The organism is Janibacter terrae (genome assembly GCF_039636765.1).
GTDB lineage: Bacteria > Actinomycetota > Actinomycetes > Actinomycetales > Dermatophilaceae > Janibacter > Janibacter terrae.
This window is the reverse complement of record NZ_CP144167.1, coordinates 431,662-447,254: the sequence shown is the minus strand read 5'-3', so window position 1 is coordinate 447,254 and position 15,593 is coordinate 431,662. Positions and strand designations below refer to the sequence as shown.

14 protein-coding genes are annotated in these 15,593 nt (G+C 73.0%); 6 read left to right on the top strand and 8 right to left on the bottom strand.

Translation table 11 applies throughout. The features are described from left to right. The first annotated feature begins 160 nt into the window (after positions 1-160). Together V3C34_RS02225 and V3C34_RS02220 are read left to right on the top strand one after the other, a co-directional pair. A complete protein-coding gene (locus V3C34_RS02225) occupies positions 161-1,207 on the top strand; it encodes a ParA family protein (RefSeq protein ID WP_346007956.1) in 1,047 nt (348 codons plus the stop codon). After that, positions 1,204-2,346 (top strand): ParB/RepB/Spo0J family partition protein, encoded by a 1,143-nt coding sequence (locus V3C34_RS02220; RefSeq protein ID WP_346007955.1) that lies wholly within the window; start codon positions 1,204-1,206, stop codon positions 2,344-2,346. Before V3C34_RS02225 ends, V3C34_RS02220 begins: the two co-directional genes overlap by 4 nt. Before the next feature lie 101 nt (positions 2,347-2,447). On the opposite strand, the gene trxA is transcribed toward V3C34_RS02220, so the two are convergent. From trxA to V3C34_RS02180, 8 genes are all read right to left on the bottom strand, one after another. Continuing rightward, on the bottom strand, positions 2,448-2,771 hold the full coding sequence (gene trxA / locus V3C34_RS02215; RefSeq protein ID WP_068327668.1) for a thioredoxin: 324 nt from the start codon (positions 2,769-2,771) through the stop codon (positions 2,448-2,450). 34 nt (positions 2,772-2,805) lie between these two features. Further along, positions 2,806-3,825: a thioredoxin-disulfide reductase gene (gene trxB / locus V3C34_RS02210; protein WP_068425860.1), complete on the bottom strand. Its 1,020-nt coding sequence runs from the start codon at positions 3,823-3,825 to the stop codon at positions 2,806-2,808. A gap of 118 nt (positions 3,826-3,943) precedes the next feature. Then, positions 3,944-4,693 carry a hypothetical protein gene (locus tag V3C34_RS02205; protein WP_068327673.1) on the bottom strand — a complete coding sequence of 250 codons (750 nt, stop codon included), beginning with the start codon at positions 4,691-4,693 and terminating at the stop codon, positions 3,944-3,946. Then, a complete protein-coding gene (sigM, locus tag V3C34_RS02200) occupies positions 4,686-5,303 on the bottom strand; it encodes an RNA polymerase sigma factor SigM (RefSeq protein ID WP_068327676.1) in 618 nt (205 codons plus the stop codon). The genes V3C34_RS02205 and sigM overlap by 8 nt, the downstream gene beginning before the upstream one ends. A 12-nt stretch (positions 5,304-5,315) precedes the next feature. Then, positions 5,316-7,241 (bottom strand): hypothetical protein, encoded by a 1,926-nt coding sequence (locus V3C34_RS02195; protein ID WP_346007954.1) that lies wholly within the window; start codon positions 7,239-7,241, stop codon positions 5,316-5,318. Positions 7,242-7,362: 121 nt separating this feature from the next. Next, entirely contained in the window at positions 7,363-9,033 is a 1,671-nt protein-coding gene (gene murJ / locus V3C34_RS02190; protein ID WP_338539100.1) for a murein biosynthesis integral membrane protein MurJ, read from the bottom strand. Then, entirely contained in the window at positions 9,030-11,114 is a 2,085-nt protein-coding gene (locus V3C34_RS02185) for a DUF6049 family protein (RefSeq protein WP_346007953.1), read from the bottom strand. Before V3C34_RS02185 ends, murJ begins: the two co-directional genes overlap by 4 nt. Then, the gene (locus tag V3C34_RS02180; RefSeq protein ID WP_068327685.1) at positions 11,087-11,569 is read right to left on the bottom strand and encodes an NUDIX hydrolase; all 483 of its coding nucleotides are present in this window, start codon (positions 11,567-11,569) and stop codon (positions 11,087-11,089) included. The genes V3C34_RS02185 and V3C34_RS02180 overlap by 28 nt, the downstream gene beginning before the upstream one ends. 61 nt (positions 11,570-11,630) lie before the next feature. On the opposite strand from V3C34_RS02180, the gene V3C34_RS02175 reads away from it, so the two are divergent. The 4 genes from V3C34_RS02175 to V3C34_RS02160 all read left to right on the top strand — a co-directional run bounded on the left by V3C34_RS02175 (position 11,631) and on the right by V3C34_RS02160 (position 15,591). Continuing rightward, positions 11,631-13,076: a CCA tRNA nucleotidyltransferase gene (locus V3C34_RS02175; protein ID WP_068425877.1), complete on the top strand. Its 1,446-nt coding sequence runs from the start codon at positions 11,631-11,633 to the stop codon at positions 13,074-13,076. Positions 13,077-13,187: 111 nt separating this feature from the next. Then, complete coding sequence (locus V3C34_RS02170) at positions 13,188-14,513, top strand: hypothetical protein (protein WP_346007952.1); 1,326 nt, start codon at positions 13,188-13,190, stop codon at positions 14,511-14,513. An 80-nt stretch (positions 14,514-14,593) separates the two neighbouring features. Continuing rightward, positions 14,594-15,073, top strand: coding sequence for a hypothetical protein (locus V3C34_RS02165; RefSeq protein WP_346007951.1), 480 nt, complete (start codon positions 14,594-14,596; stop codon positions 15,071-15,073). Between the two features lie 44 nt (positions 15,074-15,117). After that, a complete protein-coding gene (locus tag V3C34_RS02160) occupies positions 15,118-15,591 on the top strand; it encodes a hypothetical protein (protein ID WP_346007950.1) in 474 nt (157 codons plus the stop codon). Positions 15,592-15,593 lie beyond the last annotated feature (2 nt).

The window sequence follows — 15,593 nt, the reverse complement described above, 5'->3', positions numbered from 1 at the left end:
CCCGCGAGCCCTCGACTTTTCCACCACCAGCTGTGGACATCCGATGGACAAGTGCCATGCGACCCGACGGCAGACCGTCCGCCCGGTCCCCGTTTTGGCGTGTCGGGCCGTGGTGGGGTTGTATGGCTGGGCTCGCAGTCCCCACAGGAGGAATGTCTCGGTGACCTCACCACGCTCCGTCGTCATGGGTATCGGTTGGCCGGCGGTCGCCGGACCTGCGGAGACCGCACCGGTCGGATGGCTCGGAGGTGCGGGAGGCGACCAGCCCGCCGAGGGGCCGGGCCTGACCTCGGCGCCCTCTGGGTCAGCGCAGCCGACCGCCCAGCCGGGGCCGAGCACGCCGGACGTGGGGCGCGTGCCGACTCCCGCTCCAGCGGCCACCCTGCCCCGGCCGGACCGGCCGCGGGTCATCACCGTGTCCAACCAGAAGGGCGGTGTCGGCAAGACGACGAGCGCAGTCAACCTCGCCGCGGCACTCGCCCAGGCGGGTCTGCGTGTCCTCCTCATCGACACCGACCCCCAGGGCAACGCGAGCACCGCTCTGAACATCGACCACCGCGCCGAGGTGCCCTCTGTCTACGACGTGCTCGTCGACGGCACGCCGATCGCGGATGTCGTGCAGCCATGTCCGGAGGTGGACAACCTGTGGTGCGTGCCGGCGACGATCGACCTGGCCGGTGCGGAGATCGAGCTCGTCTCGCTCGTGGCGCGGGAGAGCCGGATGACGAAGGCGATCGCCGCGTGGATGCAGACCGCGCAGGATCGAGGCGAGGAGCGCATCGACTACGTGCTCATCGACTGCCCGCCCAGCCTGGGCCTGCTGACCGTCAACGCCTTCGTCGCCGCGGACGAGGTACTCATCCCGATCCAGTGCGAGTACTACGCCCTCGAGGGCCTGAGCCAGCTGCTCAACAACATCGACCTCATCCGCACCCACCTCAACCCGGCGTTGCACGTCTCGACGATCCTGCTGACGATGTACGACGGACGGACCCGGCTGTCCTCCCAGGTGGCGCAAGAGGTGAGGGAGCACTTCCCAGAGCAGGTCCTCGAGGCGACGATCCCCCGTTCGGTGCGGGTATCGGAAGCCCCGAGCTTCGGGCAGACCGTGATCACCTATGACCCCCAGAGCACCGGCGCCCGGTGCTACCACGCAGCAGCCGCCGAGATCGCGCACCGCGGCGCAGAGCAGAAGGACAACGCATGAGTGACAAGCGACGTGGGCTCGGGCGGGGCCTGGGCGCCCTGATCCCGGATGCAGGCACGCCAGGTCGGGCGACCGAGCGGCCGGTCGACGTCTTCTTCCGGGACCAGGACCGCCCCGCCGTGCCCAACACGGTCGCCGGCAGGCTCGCCGCAACACCCACGGGCAACGCCGCCGGCGCAGGGTCCGTCGGTGCGGACTCTTCGGGCGTGGTTGCACGGGACGCGGACCAGTCGCAGGAGGGAACCTCGCCGGGGTCGGCCGCGGGGACGCTCGAGGGCGGCCCCGGGGCTGCCGACGCCCAGCCCGGAGGGCTGGCGCCCGTCCCCGGGGCCAGCTTTGCCGAGGTCCCCGTCGCAGCCATCCGACCCAACCCGAAGCAACCGCGCAGCGTCTTCGACGAGGACGACATGGCCGAGCTGGTCCACTCGATCCAAGAGATCGGCGTCCTCCAGCCGATCGTCGTCCGGCCGGTCACGGGCGACGACGACATCGCCTACGAGCTGATCATGGGTGAGCGCCGTTGGCGCGCCAGCCGCGAGGCCGGCAGGGAGACCGTGCCGGCGATCATCAAGGCCACCGAGGACGACGAGCTCCTGCGGGACGCCCTCCTGGAGAACCTGCACCGGAGCAACCTCAACGTCCTCGAGGAGGCCGCGGCCTACCAGCAGCTGCTGGACGACTTCGGGTGCACCAAGGAGGAGCTCGCCGGGCGGATCGGCCGCTCCCGACCGCAGATCTCCAACACCCTGCGCCTCCTGCGCCTGCCACCCATGGTGGCTCGTCGCGTGGCGGCCGGGGTCCTGAGCGCGGGCCACGCGCGCGCGCTCCTCACCCTCGACGACGGCGAGCAGATGGAGCGGCTGGCCCAGCGCATCGTCGCCGAGGGGCTCTCGGTGCGCACGGTCGAGGAGATCGTCGCCCTGGGCATGGAGCCGGAGAAGGAGAGGCGTGCGGGGCCGCGTGCCGGCGCGCACCATCCCCAGCTCGACGACCTCGCGGGCCGGATCAGCGACCGGCTCGACACGCGGGTCAAGATCAACCTCGGTCAGCGCAAGGGGCGGATGACGATCGAGTTCGCGTCGATCGAGGACCTGCACCGTGTCCTCGGCCAGATGGGCGTTGACCCCGACCACGGCTGAGCCGCGATGGTGTGGCCACGTGCGAGAGGGCCCCGACGCAATCGCCTCGGGGCCCTCTCGTTGACGGCGACGGGACGAAACCCGTTGCAGCGCAGGTGAACTCAGCCGACGAAGGGCTCAAGCTCCTTGACCAGCTTGGGCTTCGGCATGGCACCGACGATCGTCTTGACGATCTCGCCACCCTGGAAGACGTGCATCGTCGGGATCGAGGTGATCCCGTAGCGCGCGGTGATCTGCGGGTTGGCGTCGGTGTCGAGCTTGACGATCTTCAGCTTGCCGTCGTACTGACCGGACAGCTCCTCGAGGACCGGGGCGACCGCGCGGCACGGGCCGCACCAGGTGGCCCAGAAGTCGACGAGCACGGGGGTCTCGCTGCTGAGGACGTCCTGGTCGAAGGTGGCGTCGGTGGTGGGGGTGGTGGCCATGGGTGAGTCTTCCTCTCTCGGGGTGGTTCGGTGGTCAGCGGGCGCCGACGGTGCCGGCGACGGGGTAGTCCTGGGCGATGAGGGCCTGGTCCTGCGCCGGAGCGGCCGCGCCCTCGCGGGCGGCGAGCCAGCGCTCGGCGTCCAGCGCGGCGGAGCAGCCGGAGCCGGCGGCGGTGATCGCCTGCCGGTAGGTGTGGTCGACGAGGTCACCGGCGGCGAAGACGCCGTCGACGTTGGTACGCGTCGAGCGGCCGTCGACGAGGACGTAACCCTCGTCGTCGAGGTCGACGACCCCTTGGACGAGCTCGTTGCGCGGGTCGTGGCCGATGGCGACGAACAGACCGGTCGCCGCCAGCTCGCGGCTCTCACCCGTCACGGTGTCGCGCAGTGTCACCCCGGTCACCTTGTCCTCGCCGTGGATCGCGGTGACCTCGGAGTTCCACGCGAAGCGGATCTTGTCGTTGGAGTGGGCGCGCTCGGCCATGATCTTGCTGGCCCGCAGCTCGTCGCGGCGGTGGACGATCGTCACGGAGCGGGCGAACTTCGTCAGGAAGGTCGCTTCCTCGACGGCCGAGTCCCCACCGCCGACGACGACGATGTCCTGCTCGCGGAAGAAGAAGCCGTCGCAGGTGGCGCACCAGCTGACGCCGTGGCCGGACAGGCGCTTCTCGTCGGGCAGCCCGAGCTCACGGTAGGCGGAGCCCATCGCGAGGATCACGGCGTGCGCGCGGTGGGTGGTCCCCTCACCGTCGGTGACGACCTTGACGTCACCGAGGAGGTCGACCGAGGAGACGTCGTCGGTGACGATCTGCGCACCGAACCGCTCCGCCTGGGCGCGCATGTTGAGCATGAGGTCGGGGCCCATGATGCCCTCGACGAAGCCGGGGAAGTTCTCGACGTCCGTCGTGTTCATCAGGGCGCCACCTGCGGTGACGGAGCCCTCGAAGAGCAGTGGCTCGAGGTTGGCGCGGGCGGCGTACACGGCTGCCGTGTAGCCCGCTGGGCCCGAACCGATGATGATGACGTCGTGGATGTCGGTGCTGGCGTCGGCCACGGGTGAAGTCCTTGCGTCGTTGGGGCGCCGGGGGGCGCGGGGTCTGACGGTGACAACGCCATCGTAGGTGCGTCTGTTCCAGCGGGTCGCAGGTCGACCGGCCGGCGACGCTGCTCGGTCAGCGGACGGGGACGTCGACCGGGTCGGACCAGATCGGCGCGCACCCCTCGGTGACGGCCCACGCCCGGGCCCCCCCGTCGGGGAGCGCCTGCGCGATGAGCAGCAGACCCGGAGCCCCGTCGAAGGTGGCCACGTCGACGACGACGGCGGTCATCTGGGGCTGGCCCAGCCGCGCGAGGCAGTCGGTGGCGCCGGCGGCGGTGGTGAGGGTCCCGAGGACGTCGTCGTCCTCGTTGGCCTTGACCGAGCCGGGGTCCTCCAGGAGCCGGGCGGCGTCGTCGCCGGCGGTGCCCCGGGTGTAGTCCCTGCCCGAAGCGGTGATGGCGAAGGCGGGCGCCTCCGACGCCGAGGCGGTGGACGAGTCCTTGCCCTCCCGCGGGGCAGCGGCATCGCTGCCCTGACGGGACTCCTGCTGGGCCGTCTGCGCGGACGAGCCTGCCTCGTCGGAGCCCCCGGCGCTGCGCTCCAGGATGAGCCCACCCACGCCGAGGACCATGACGAGGGCCGCGGCGGCCGCGAGCACCAGGGGCGCCGAACGGTAGCGGCGACGCGGCCGTGCCTCGTCGGGGTCGTCCATCTCGCTGAAGAAGGTCGAGGTGTCGTCCTCGCCCGCAGACGCGACCCGCTGGGCGTGCTCGTCCTCGAGCGTGGCGCGGATGCGCTCGGCGAGGTCGGCGGGCATGGGTCCCTTCTCCTTCAGGCCGGAGAGCAGGTGACGCATGCCGGTGGGGTCCTGGTCGTCAGTCATGGCCACCTCCCTTCGTCTGCGAGTGGCCTGATGTGTCTGACGAGCCAGCGGCCCGCGAGGTTCCCTCGGTCGACCCGAGGGCGCGGGCGAGGGCCTCCCGGCCGCGCGAGCAGCGGGACTTGATCGTGCCGGGTGCGACCTCGAGGATCTCGGCGGCCTCGGCCACCGGGACGCCGTGCATGTCGACGAGGACGAGGGCCAGCCGTTGCGCCTCGGGGAGGGCGCGGAGCGCCTCGTGGACGGCGAGCCGGGTGTCCACGCCGGCCGTGGCGTCCGGGGCCGTGGGCGCGCGCGCGATGACCTCGTCGGTGAGCTCGCTCGAGGGACGGGCCCGTCGCGTCAGGTCGATGCAGGCGTTGACGACGATGCGGTGCAGCCAGGTGGTGACCGCAGAGTCGCCCCGGTAGGAGCTCGCCCTGCGGAAGGCGGAGACGAAGCCCTCCTGCACTGCCTCGGCGGCGAGCTCTCGGTCACCGCAGACGCCGACCGCGACGGCCCACATGCGGTCCCGGTGCCGCCGGTAGATCTCGGCGAAGGCGTCCGGGTCCCCCTCGACGTGACGTCGCAGGAGGAGCCGGTCGTCGACCTCGGCCAGGGCGGTGTCGGTCATCGGGCCCGGCTCTCAGCGGACCGTGATCTCGCCGAGCGCGGCACGGAAGCGGCCGTCGTCGCTGGGCGCCAGCGAGGTGAACCACACGGTGACGTACTGGGCTCGGACCGGGAACGCCGGCTGGAGGGTGACCTCACCGGTCCGTCCCTGCGTCCGGCCGATCTCGTCGCCGGAGCTGGTCGCCTGGTCGCCGCCGTAGACGGTGGCCTGGGCGGTGGTCGGGAGCTGGAGGGTCACCGACGAGACGTCCTGGGCCTGTCCGAGGTCGACGGTGATGCCCACGCCCTGCTTGACGCCCCCGAAGGCCTCGCTGCCGTACCCCTCGGTCGTCCAGGTGGTCGAGGGGTCACCGTCGTAGACCCGCTGGACCTCGGCATTGTGCTCGACACCGTCCCCCGGCGGGGGGTCGAAGCCGGCCGCGTTGAGGATGCCCAACGGCTCGTCACCGGTGGCGCCACGGTTGGAGCGGGTGCTGCTCGAGACCTCGCTGGTGGCCACGGCCGTGGTCTCGTCGCCCCCGAGGATCTTGCCCAGGTCGCTGCCCTCACCGATGTGGGAGACGCCGATGCCGCCGATGACGCAGGCGATGAGCACGAGGCCGGCCATGAGCACCAGGACGAGGTTGGACTGGCTGCGGCTCGGCGGTGCGCCGGCCTCGGCCGGCAGCAGGGGGGCCGGGGCCTCCAGGTCGGCGGTCACGGCGGCCGACCCCAGGGAGCTGCGGGTGCGCTGGTCGGCGCGGATCGCCTCACGGCGGGCGCGGGCGTCCTGCAGGGCCTCCTTGGAGCGCCCGCTCGCCGTCTTGGCGACACGACCCAGCCGGTCACCGATGACCTTGCCGCCGGTGCCCACGGCACCCGCTGCGGCTGCGGCCGCCGCTGCTGCCGCGGCGGCGGCAGCAGCCGCAGCCCGACCGGCCTGCGTGTCGTCACCGTCCTCCGGTGCGTCTTCGCGCTCACCACCGGCGGCCCGGGGGATGACCGCGGTGGGCTCGTCGTCCGCGTCGAGCGCGATCTCCCGCGTCACCTGGTCCTCGGGGAGGGCGGTCTCCTCCGCACGGGGGGTTGCACCGACCACCCGGATGGCGGTCGTCGGTGTGTCGTCGTCGGCGCGGCTGTCGGCGGCATGGCCCGGCACGGCAGGCGTGGTCGCCGCGGACCGGGCCCCGGGGCTCGTGCGCACGGCGCCGGCGAGCGGGATGCGCGACCACGGGGCGATCTGGGCGGCGTAGTCCCCGGGTGAGTCGGGCCCGGTGCCCTCGGCGAGGGTCTCGCGGCAGATCGTGTCCAGATCGCCCGGGACGCCCACGGCGACCCGGGAGGGGGCGGGCGGGCCGTCGCCTCCGGTGGCGGCGCTCGGCAGGCTCGACGGGCGCTGGAGGGGCCAGGTCGCGGTCAGGCCGGCGTAGGCCAGGGCCACGACCCCCACGGCGTCGTCGCGGTCGGCGTCCTCGCCCTCGGACTCGATCCCGGACAGCGCGGCGATCGTGGCCAGGCCGCGCACCTTGACGCGTCCGTCGGAGGTGAGCAGGACGAGGTCCGGGCCCAGGGCGAGGTGGTGCAGGCCGCGGCTGCGGGCGGCCTCGAGTCCGGTGGCGACCTCGCCGGTGATCCGACGGACCTCCTCGGCGGGCAGGCCGTCGCCCCCGATCAGGTCGGCGTAGGTGCGCGCGCCGTCGCCGACGCCGTCCTCGGCGACGAAGGACAGCCCGCCCTCCGTGCCGACGTCGAGGATGCGGACCAGCTGTGAGGCCTCCACCCCGGCCGCGCGCCGTGCGGCGTCGAGCCCGGCCGCCGTCTGCGGTGCGTCGGCGGCCATGACGAGCAGGGTGACGTCGCGGTCGAGCGTCGTGTCCCGGGCGCTCCAGCGCTCGGCACCAGCAATCGTCTCGATCCTGCTGCCGACCGTGTATCGACCGAGCTCCGTCCCCGGGTTCACCCCGTGCACGCTGTCCCTCTCGTCGGTGGTTGCCTGCCGCGCCATCCTAGGTGGACGCGTGGGCTGCGTCCGGGAGCCGCACCCGGGGCGCGTCAGCCGCTGGGCCGGACGGCCGGCCCGATCAGCCCCGTCGCAGCCGTCGGGTGAGCGGCCCGAGGACCTCGTCGACCTCGCGGACCCGCAGGCGGGCAGCGAGCACGAGCGCCACGCCGAGCACGACGAGCCCGACGACCGTGGTGATGACGACGGAGCCGAGCCAGGTCCCCTCGTCGACGACGAGCGCCAGCCCGCGCAGGACGCCGTACCCGATCGCGGTCCCGACCGCGGTCGCCAGTGCGAGCCGCACGAGGGTGCGCACGACCGAGGACAGGCCCAGCGAGCCGAGGCGGTGGCGCAGCAGCCACAGGCCGATGACGGCCGCGACGAGGTTGGACACGGTCTGGCCCAGGCCCACCCAGGTCGCGGCGTGGGTCGGTGGCCCGATGCTGCCGATGACCGTGAAGGTCAGCGCGATGCCCGTGACCACGAGCTGCAGGACGAAGGGGGTGCGTCCGTCCTCGTAGGCGTAGTAGGCCCGCTGCACGAGGAAGAACCACCCGTACGGGACGAGGCCGAGCATCATCGCGAAGAGCACCCCCACGGACGCGTCGGTCTGCACGCGCGGCGTGCCGGGCAGGACCGCTGCCAGCAGGTGCGGGGCGACGAGCAGGATGGCGGCCGTGCCGGGGACGAGCAGGACGCCGGGCATCGTCAGCCCGCGCCGCAGGTCCGCCGTGACGGCCACGGTGTCGTCGTCGTGCGCGGCGTGCGAGATGCGGGTGAAGAGCGCGGTGACGAGCGAGACGGTGATGATCCCGTGCGGCAGCATGAAGAGGAGGAAGGCGTTGGCGTAGGCGGTGAGGCCGGCGCCCTCGACCCCTTCCGCTTGTGCGGCGTGCAGCGCGCCCGTCAGCACGCGGGAGTTGACGAGGTAGGCGAGCTGGCCGACGGCCACGGCGGCGAAGGCCCACATCGCCATCCGCGAGGCGCCCCGCAGGCCGCTGCCACGCAGCCCCCACACCGGCCGGAACCGCAGCCCGGTGCGCCGCAGGGCCGGGACGAGGGCGAGCGCCTGCAGGGCGATCGACAGCGTCGCCGTCCCACCGAGCACGGCGATCATCGTCGGGTCCCACGAGGAGACCGGCCCCTGCCTCGGCTGGTCGGCCAGGACGAACCACAGCAGACCACCGATCGCCACAACATTGGCCAGCGCGGGCGCCCACATGAAGGCCCCGAAGCGGTGGTGCGCCGTCAGGACCTGGCCGAGCAGCGTGTACAGCCCGTAGAAGAAAACCTGCGGCAGGCACAGCACCGCGAAGGCGGTCGCGAGGGTGCGCGCCTCCGGCGGCCAGCTGCTGGAGACGACGAGCGAGACGAGCAGCGGTGCCGCGAGCGTCAGCAGGACCGTCACGCCCGCCAGGGCCGCGACGGAGATGGTGAGCAGCCGGTTGATGTAGGTCTCGCCACCGTCGGCATCCCGCATCGCCCGGGTGATCTGCGGGACGATCACGGCGTTGAGCACGCCGCCGGCGATGAGCAGGTGGAAGATGTTGGGCAGCGTGTTGGCGGCGTTCCACGCGTCGGCGGCGATGATCGTCAGGCCGACGACGTAGGCCGTGAGGCTGTTGCGGGCGAAGCCCAGGACGCGGGAGAAGAGGGTGCCGGCGGCCATGACGGCGCTCGAGCGGCCGATGTCCGGCGCGCTGCGCCCACCGTCGCCGAGCGCCTCGTCCGGCGTGGCGGCCTCGCTCATGCGTCGTGTCCCTCGGGCTCGGTGGTCCTGGCGGTGGCCGCCGGCGAGCGGCGACCGCCCCGCACGCTACGCCAGGTGCCGGCCGCGAGGAGCAGGACGGCCGCGCCGCCGACCAGCCAGTAGATCGAGTCACCCGTCGGCCGCACCCGCACGTGGAGCGTCGCCGGGGCGGAGAGCCGGTGCCCGGCCGGCGTCGTGACGCCCACGTCGACCGGCACCTGCCCGGCGGCGAGGGCGGAGGCCTGCACGGTGACGGTCTGGCGCCCCCCCGGGCCGATGGTCACCGGGTCCGGTGGCGCGTCGATGCGCAGCGAGGGGTTGCGCGGGGTGAGCCGCACCACGAGGTTGGACAGCTCGACGTCGGTGTTGTTGATGACGGTGATCTGCAGCCGCCCGGTGTCGGCGAAGAAGTTGACGTCACCGGAGGAGACGACGAGGTCGTCGCGGGCCAGGGTCACGGCGTCGTGCAGGTGACGGTGCAGCCGGATGAAGTCGTAGGAGTCCGAGCGCCACCGCGTGGACGTCAGCTGGTGGAGCGCCGGCTGCACGACCCGCCGCCACGACGTGCCGTCGGAGCGGACGGAGGCGAAGGTCGCCATCGCCCGCTCGTCGCGCTGGACGCGGCGCGCCCGCTCCGGGGTGAGGAGCGGGGCGGGGGCGGGGTCCCCCTTCGTCGCCTCGGCGATCTGTCCCGGCGTGCGCGCGAGGAAGGTGGGGTCGGCCTGCGCGGACTCCGCCAGCACCGAGGAGAGGCTGCCCGGCTCCAGCCACGGGATGCGACCGGCCCCGTCGCGCAGCAGCTGCCAGGCGTCGACCTCTGGCTGGCTGTCCCGGTCCGGGACGACGAGCACGGTGCGGCTCGTCCCGGGCCGCTCGCCGAGCAGCTCCGCGGTCTCGGCGACGAGCCGCTGCCGCGCCAGGGGCACGTCGTCGGTGGACTCGAGGTCGGAGACGAGGTCGGACAGGACGCTGTCGCTGACGACGAGCGGGGTCCCGTCGCTCGTGCGCGTGCCACCGGTCGGCGTGAAGCCGCCGGGCTGCAGGCTCGTGTCGGGCACGAGCACCGTCGGCCGGTTGCCCGAGGGCCGCAGCTGGTAGAGGGCGCTCGCCCGCTCGCTCGTCACGAGCCCGTCGGCGGGCCACAAGACGTCGCTGCGCGCGCCCAGGCCGCGGGCCACGCTCGCGCCGCGCTTGACGCGGGGCCCGACGAGCCGGTGGGCCTCGGGGGAGGCGGCGCCGGCGGCGACGTCCGCGTCGGCGTCGGGCAGGACGAGGGTGCGGCTCGCGACGAGGCGACGTCGCAGGGTGGCCGCCCGCTCGGCCCGGACCGTGCGCTCCTCCTCGCTGATGCCGGTGTCCTCCACGCCCGAGTCCTCGGACGGCTGGGGGACGTCGAGCAGGGCGGGGTCGAGCAGCCACGCCTCGTCCTCGCCGGGCGGGTCGGCGGTGAGCCGGGCCAGCCGCGAGTCCGGTCCGACCGCCTCCTGCCAGGTCTGCGTGCGGGTCGTGCCGGACTCGCCGAAGAGCTCGCGGTCGCCGGGCAGCAGCAGCGGCAGACCCCAGACCATGCGCAGCGGCTCGTACTCCTTGGCCCGGTGCACCCCGAGGAAGGTGTGCACCGCGGTCGCCTCGGTCTGCACGCTGAGCCGGACGGCTCCGGCCGCGGTCCCGGGCAGGAGGTCGGCACCGTCCACGGTCAGGGCGAAGGGGGTGGACCCACCCGACGGGACGTCGAGGCGTGACGTGGTGTCCAGGGCCGTACCGAGGACGGGTTCCTCGCCCTCGGCCCAGGCGTCCAGCCCGGCGCGGTCGGTCTCCCCGGGCTGCACGACGAGGGCCATGCGCTGGTCCTCGAGGGTGCCGTTGCCGGTGTTGGTCACGCGTCCCCGGACGGTGGCGGTGCCGTCGCCGTCGACGACGGGGGTGATCGAGGTGATCGTGATGCGGGCGTCCCCGGGCTCCGCGGCGCGTCCGGCCGACATGGCGGACGTGGGTACGGCAAGGCCGGGCAGCAGGACGGGCGCGGCGAGCAGGAGCGCGGCGCCCCCGCGCGTCAGGCGTCGCCGGCGAGCCGCTGCCACGCCTCCCTCGCGATGCGTCGTTCGTTGGGGAAGGTCAGGTGCCGGTGCGCCTCGCGCAGCGGCAGCCAGGCGACGTCGACGGCCTCGTGGTCGGGGTCGTTGTCGATCGTCAGGTACCCGCCGATGGCCTCGAGCAGGTAGTGGTGCACGAACTTGTGGATCCGCCGGTCGGACGTGGCGAACCAGTAGTCGATGGTGCCGAGCTCGACGAGGACGCGGGCCTCGATGCCGGTCTCCTCGGCGACCTCGCGGGCCGCGGTCTCGACGAGGGTCTCCTCGCCCTCGATGTGCCCCTTGGGCAGGCACCACTCGAGGCGCCCGGCGCGGTTGCGGCGGGCGATGACGGCGATGCGGGCCTCCCCTTCGTGCACGTCGACGACGACACCGCCGGCGCTCCGCTCCTCGACGGCAGGCAGCCGACGCTGCGAACCGGAGGCGTGGGCGGGGTGCGTCATGTGGTCACTGTAGCCATCCCGTCCGAGACCGCCCGGTGGCGCGGCAGTAACCTTGGGGCCCATGTCCTCCCCTGCCCTGCCGCCCGAGATCCTGCGTGCCGCGGTGGCCCACCTGGCCCCGGTCGTGCCGCTGCTCACGGACCTCGGGCAGCGCTTCGCGCAGGACGGCCACGAGCTGGCCCTCGTCGGCGGACCCGTGCGCGACGCCTTCCTCGGGCGCACCAGCGGTGATCTCGACTTCACGACCTCCGCGTCGCCGGAGGAGACGGAGTCCATCCTCGCGGACTGGGGCGACGCGCACTGGGACATGGGCCGCGAGTTCGGCACGATCGGCGCGCGACGTGGCTCCGACACCGTCGAGGTGACGACCTATCGCGCCGACGCGTACGACGGCGTGACCCGCAAGCCGGTCGTCGCCTTCGGCGACAACCTCGAGGACGACCTCGTCCGGCGGGACTTCACCGTCAACTCCATGGCGCTGCGGCTGCCCGACCTCGAGCTCGTCGACCCGCACGGCGGGATGATCGACCTCGCCGCGGGGCGGCTGCGCACCCCGTCGGCCCCCGAGGTCTCCTTCTCCGACGACCCGCTGCGGATGATGCGCGCGGCCCGGTTCGTCGCCCAGCTCGGGCTGGTGCCCGCGCCGGAGGTCCTCGCGGCGATGACCGAGTCCGCGTCGACCCTGCAGATCGTCTCGGCCGAGCGCATCCGGGACGAGCTGGTCAAGCTCCTGCTCGGCGCCGACCCGGTCGCGGGCCTGCGCGTCCTCGTCGACACCGGTCTGGCCGACGAGGTGCTCCCCGAGCTGCCCGCCCTGCGTCTGGAGATCGACGAGCACCACCGGCACAAGGACGTCTACGAGCACTCCCTCACCGTCCTCCAGCAGGCGATCGACCTGGAGACCGACGACGAGGGTGCCGTCCCCGCGCCCGACCTCGTCCTGCGCCTCGCCGCCCTCATGCACGACATCGGCAAGCCCCGCACGCGGCGCTTCGAGCCCGACGGCGGCGTCTCCTTCCACCACCACGACGTCGTCGGTGCCAAGCTCACGGCCAAGCGGATGCGGGCGCTGCGGTTCGACAAGGAGACGACGAAGGGGGTCGCCCGCCTCGTCGAGCTGCACCTGCGCTTCCACGGGTACGGGGACGGGCAGTGGACCGACTCCGCGGTGCGCCGCTATGTCACGGACGCCGGTCCCCTCCTCGAGCGGCTCCACCGGCTGACCCGGGCGGACTGCACCACCCGCAACCAGCGCAAGGCGACCCGGCTGCGCCGTGCCTACGACGACCTCGAGCAGCGCATCGCGGTCATCCGTGAGCAGGAGGAGCTGGACTCGATCCGTCCCGAGCTCGACGGCAACCAGATCGCCGAGGTCCTCGGGATCCCGCCGGGGCCGGTCCTCGGGGAGGCCTACCGGTACCTGCTGCAGGTGCGCCTCGACGAGGGCCCGATCGGCGAGGACGCCGCGGCGCAGCGGCTGCGGACCTGGTGGGCGCAGCGCGGCTGACCCGGCGGGGGAGCCGGCGGGGAGTGCTCCCCATGTCCTCCCCGACCCTGCTCGCCCTAGGTTTGTCGCGACACCGATGACGACGGCCTCCGGGCCCACCAGGGAGACGACATGGCCGTGCAGCAGGGCATGGACACTGCCAGGATCCGGCAGATCGCGAGCCGGCTGGAGACGCAGGCGGACAAGCTCGCCGACATCGTCGCGCGCGGGGGCACCAGCGCCAACGTCCTCTCGGCCAACTGGGCGGGGGCGGACGTGCGCCGGATGCTCACCACCTGGCAGGACGAGGCGAGCCGGCAGCTGACCGCTGCCTCGGACACGGTGCGCCAGGCCTCCCGGGCCCTGGTGCGCAACGCCGACGACCAGGACGACACCTCGGACGTCGTCGGGGGCGGGTCCGGTGGCCCGGGCGGTCCCGCAGGACCTGGTGGACCCGGTGGACCCGGTGAGAGCCCCGGCGGTCCCGGCGGGGACCCCACCGAGGAGACCAAGGTCACCAAGGGCAACATCGAGTACCCCGGCAGGGACGCGCCCTGGGTCAAGGTCAACACGGACGGGTCCGGCGGCAAGCACTACTACGACCCGGTGACCGGCAAGCGGTGGCAGGAGTCGCCGGGTGGGACCTACGAGTCCTCGCAGGACCGCTTCGGGCACGACAGCGACACCCGCAAGGGCCCGGTCGGCGACACCGGCTGGGATCGCGAGTCCACCCGCGGCGACGGGGGCGGGCACCGTGAGTACGGCGAGAAGTGGTCGAAGGAGAAGTCCTTCGACGACAACATCGGACAGGACGTCAAGAAGGTCACGGACAGCGTCCGCAGCGAGCCGATCGTCGAGCAGAAGCTCTGGGAGGAGGGCGGGGAGAAGCAGTGGGTCTCCGCCCGGGCCGGTGACGAGCAGACCGGTGCCAGCATCGCGCTCGCCGAGGCCAAGGCCAGGACCGAGGGCACGGCCGGCATCGACGCGACGCGCGGCGCCTACGTGGAGGCGGCCGCGGAGGCGGGCGTCTACCTCGGCAAGGGTGAGGCCCACTACGGCAACGAGCACGGCACCCAGGCCCAGGTCGAGGGCTACGTCGCCGGCGCGGAGGCCGAGGCGAGCGGCACCGCGCAGATCGGCCCGGGCGGCGCGAAGGTCGACCTCGGCGTCGCGGCCTTCGCCGGCGGCAAGATCGAAGGGGGCGTCAGCCAGGACCTCGGGCCCGCGGAGGTCGGTGTGGCCGGCGAGCTGTCGTACGGCATCGGGGCCCACGCCGACATCGACGCGGAGGCGGGCTGGGACAAGGTCGGCGTCGAGGTCGACGTGGGCGCCACCCTCGGCATCGGTGGCGGCGTGAAGTTCGACGTCTCCGTCTCGCCGAAGGAGATCGTCGACGGCCTCGGGGACGCCGGCCAGGCCATCGCCGACTCCGAGCTCAACCCCGCCAACTGGTGGTGACCCCCCCTTCGTCCACCGGGTGGCAGGCTGGCACCGGACCTGCTCGCCCATGACCACCCCATGAACCCCAGGAGTGCAGCATGACCACGACCGTCACCTACCCGAGCGAGGTCGTCCCCGGCCCGCCGCCGATCCGGCTCGAGATGCCGGACGGCTGGACCCACGTGTGGGCACCCGAGACGCTGATCGCCATCCGCGACGACGCGCAGGGCGTCGACCACTTCCTCGCCAACGTCGTCGTCCGCTACTACCAGCGGATGGCTCCCTTCGGCGGCGAGGAGATCCACGCCGAGCTGCAGGAGTACGTCGACGCGCGCCGCGACGGCGAGCTCGGCCCGCTCAGGTCGCAGACCGTCGGGGACCGCGAGTGGCTCGGTGCCGAGCTCGCCTTCGTCGACGACCAGGCGGGGACCGTCGGGCAGGCGCACTGGTTCACCGCCCAGCAGACCCACGACGTGCTCGACGTCATCCAGGTGACCGGCTCGTACGCGGGCTCGCGCCGGGAGACCGACTACGCCATCATCGACCGCGTCGTCGACTCCATCCGGGTCAACCCCTGACGGATCGGACATGATGGACGTGGACCAGGGAGGTACCACCACACATGCCAGAGCTGACCTATCCGAGTGAGGTCTTCCCGGGACCTCCCGGAGTGACGATCGACGTGCCCGACACCTGGGCACCGGTGCGGGTCGGGGGGACGCTGCTGTCCTGCCGGCGCGTGGAGAGCGAGCAGGACTTCGCGCCCAATGTCGTCGTCCGCGGGTTCCAGCGCACCTCCGACTTCACCATGCGCCACGCCCTCGAGGAGCTGCGCCGCTTCGTCGCGGACCAGGCCGAGGGGCACGTGGACGAGCCCTTCGAGCTCGAGCTCGCGGGGGTCCCCTTCCTCGGGGTCAACGTCTCGTGGAAGGACCCCGAGATCGGGACCGTCGTGCAGATCCACCTCTTCGCCGGCTCCCGGCGCGGCCGCATCGTCGACCTGGTCCAGGCGACGGGCTCCGTCGGCGGCGACGACGCGCAGAGCTCCTACGCCGAGGTGCAGCAGATCCTCCAGACCCTCCGAGTGACGAAGTGACC

Excerpts from the sequence above, each read along its gene's own strand:
- V3C34_RS02205 (WP_068327673.1), bottom strand. The coding sequence starts at position 4,693 with ATGACTGACGACCAGGACCCCACCGGCATGCGTCACCTGCTCTCCGGC.
- murJ (WP_338539100.1), bottom strand. The coding sequence starts at position 9,033 with ATGAGCGAGGCCGCCACGCCGGACGAGGCGCTCGGCGACGGTGGGCGC.
- V3C34_RS02180 (WP_068327685.1), bottom strand. The coding sequence starts at position 11,569 with ATGACGCACCCCGCCCACGCCTCCGGTTCGCAGCGTCGGCTGCCTGCC.
- V3C34_RS02170 (WP_346007952.1), top strand. The coding sequence starts at position 13,188 with ATGGCCGTGCAGCAGGGCATGGACACTGCCAGGATCCGGCAGATCGCG.
- V3C34_RS02220 (WP_346007955.1), top strand. The coding sequence starts at position 1,204 with ATGAGTGACAAGCGACGTGGGCTCGGGCGGGGCCTGGGCGCCCTGATC.
- V3C34_RS02165 (WP_346007951.1), top strand. The coding sequence starts at position 14,594 with ATGACCACGACCGTCACCTACCCGAGCGAGGTCGTCCCCGGCCCGCCG.
- trxA (WP_068327668.1), bottom strand. The coding sequence starts at position 2,771 with ATGGCCACCACCCCCACCACCGACGCCACCTTCGACCAGGACGTCCTC.
- V3C34_RS02175 (WP_068425877.1), top strand. The coding sequence starts at position 11,631 with ATGTCCTCCCCTGCCCTGCCGCCCGAGATCCTGCGTGCCGCGGTGGCC.
- V3C34_RS02160 (WP_346007950.1), top strand. The coding sequence starts at position 15,118 with ATGCCAGAGCTGACCTATCCGAGTGAGGTCTTCCCGGGACCTCCCGGA.
- sigM (WP_068327676.1), bottom strand. The coding sequence starts at position 5,303 with ATGACCGACACCGCCCTGGCCGAGGTCGACGACCGGCTCCTCCTGCGA.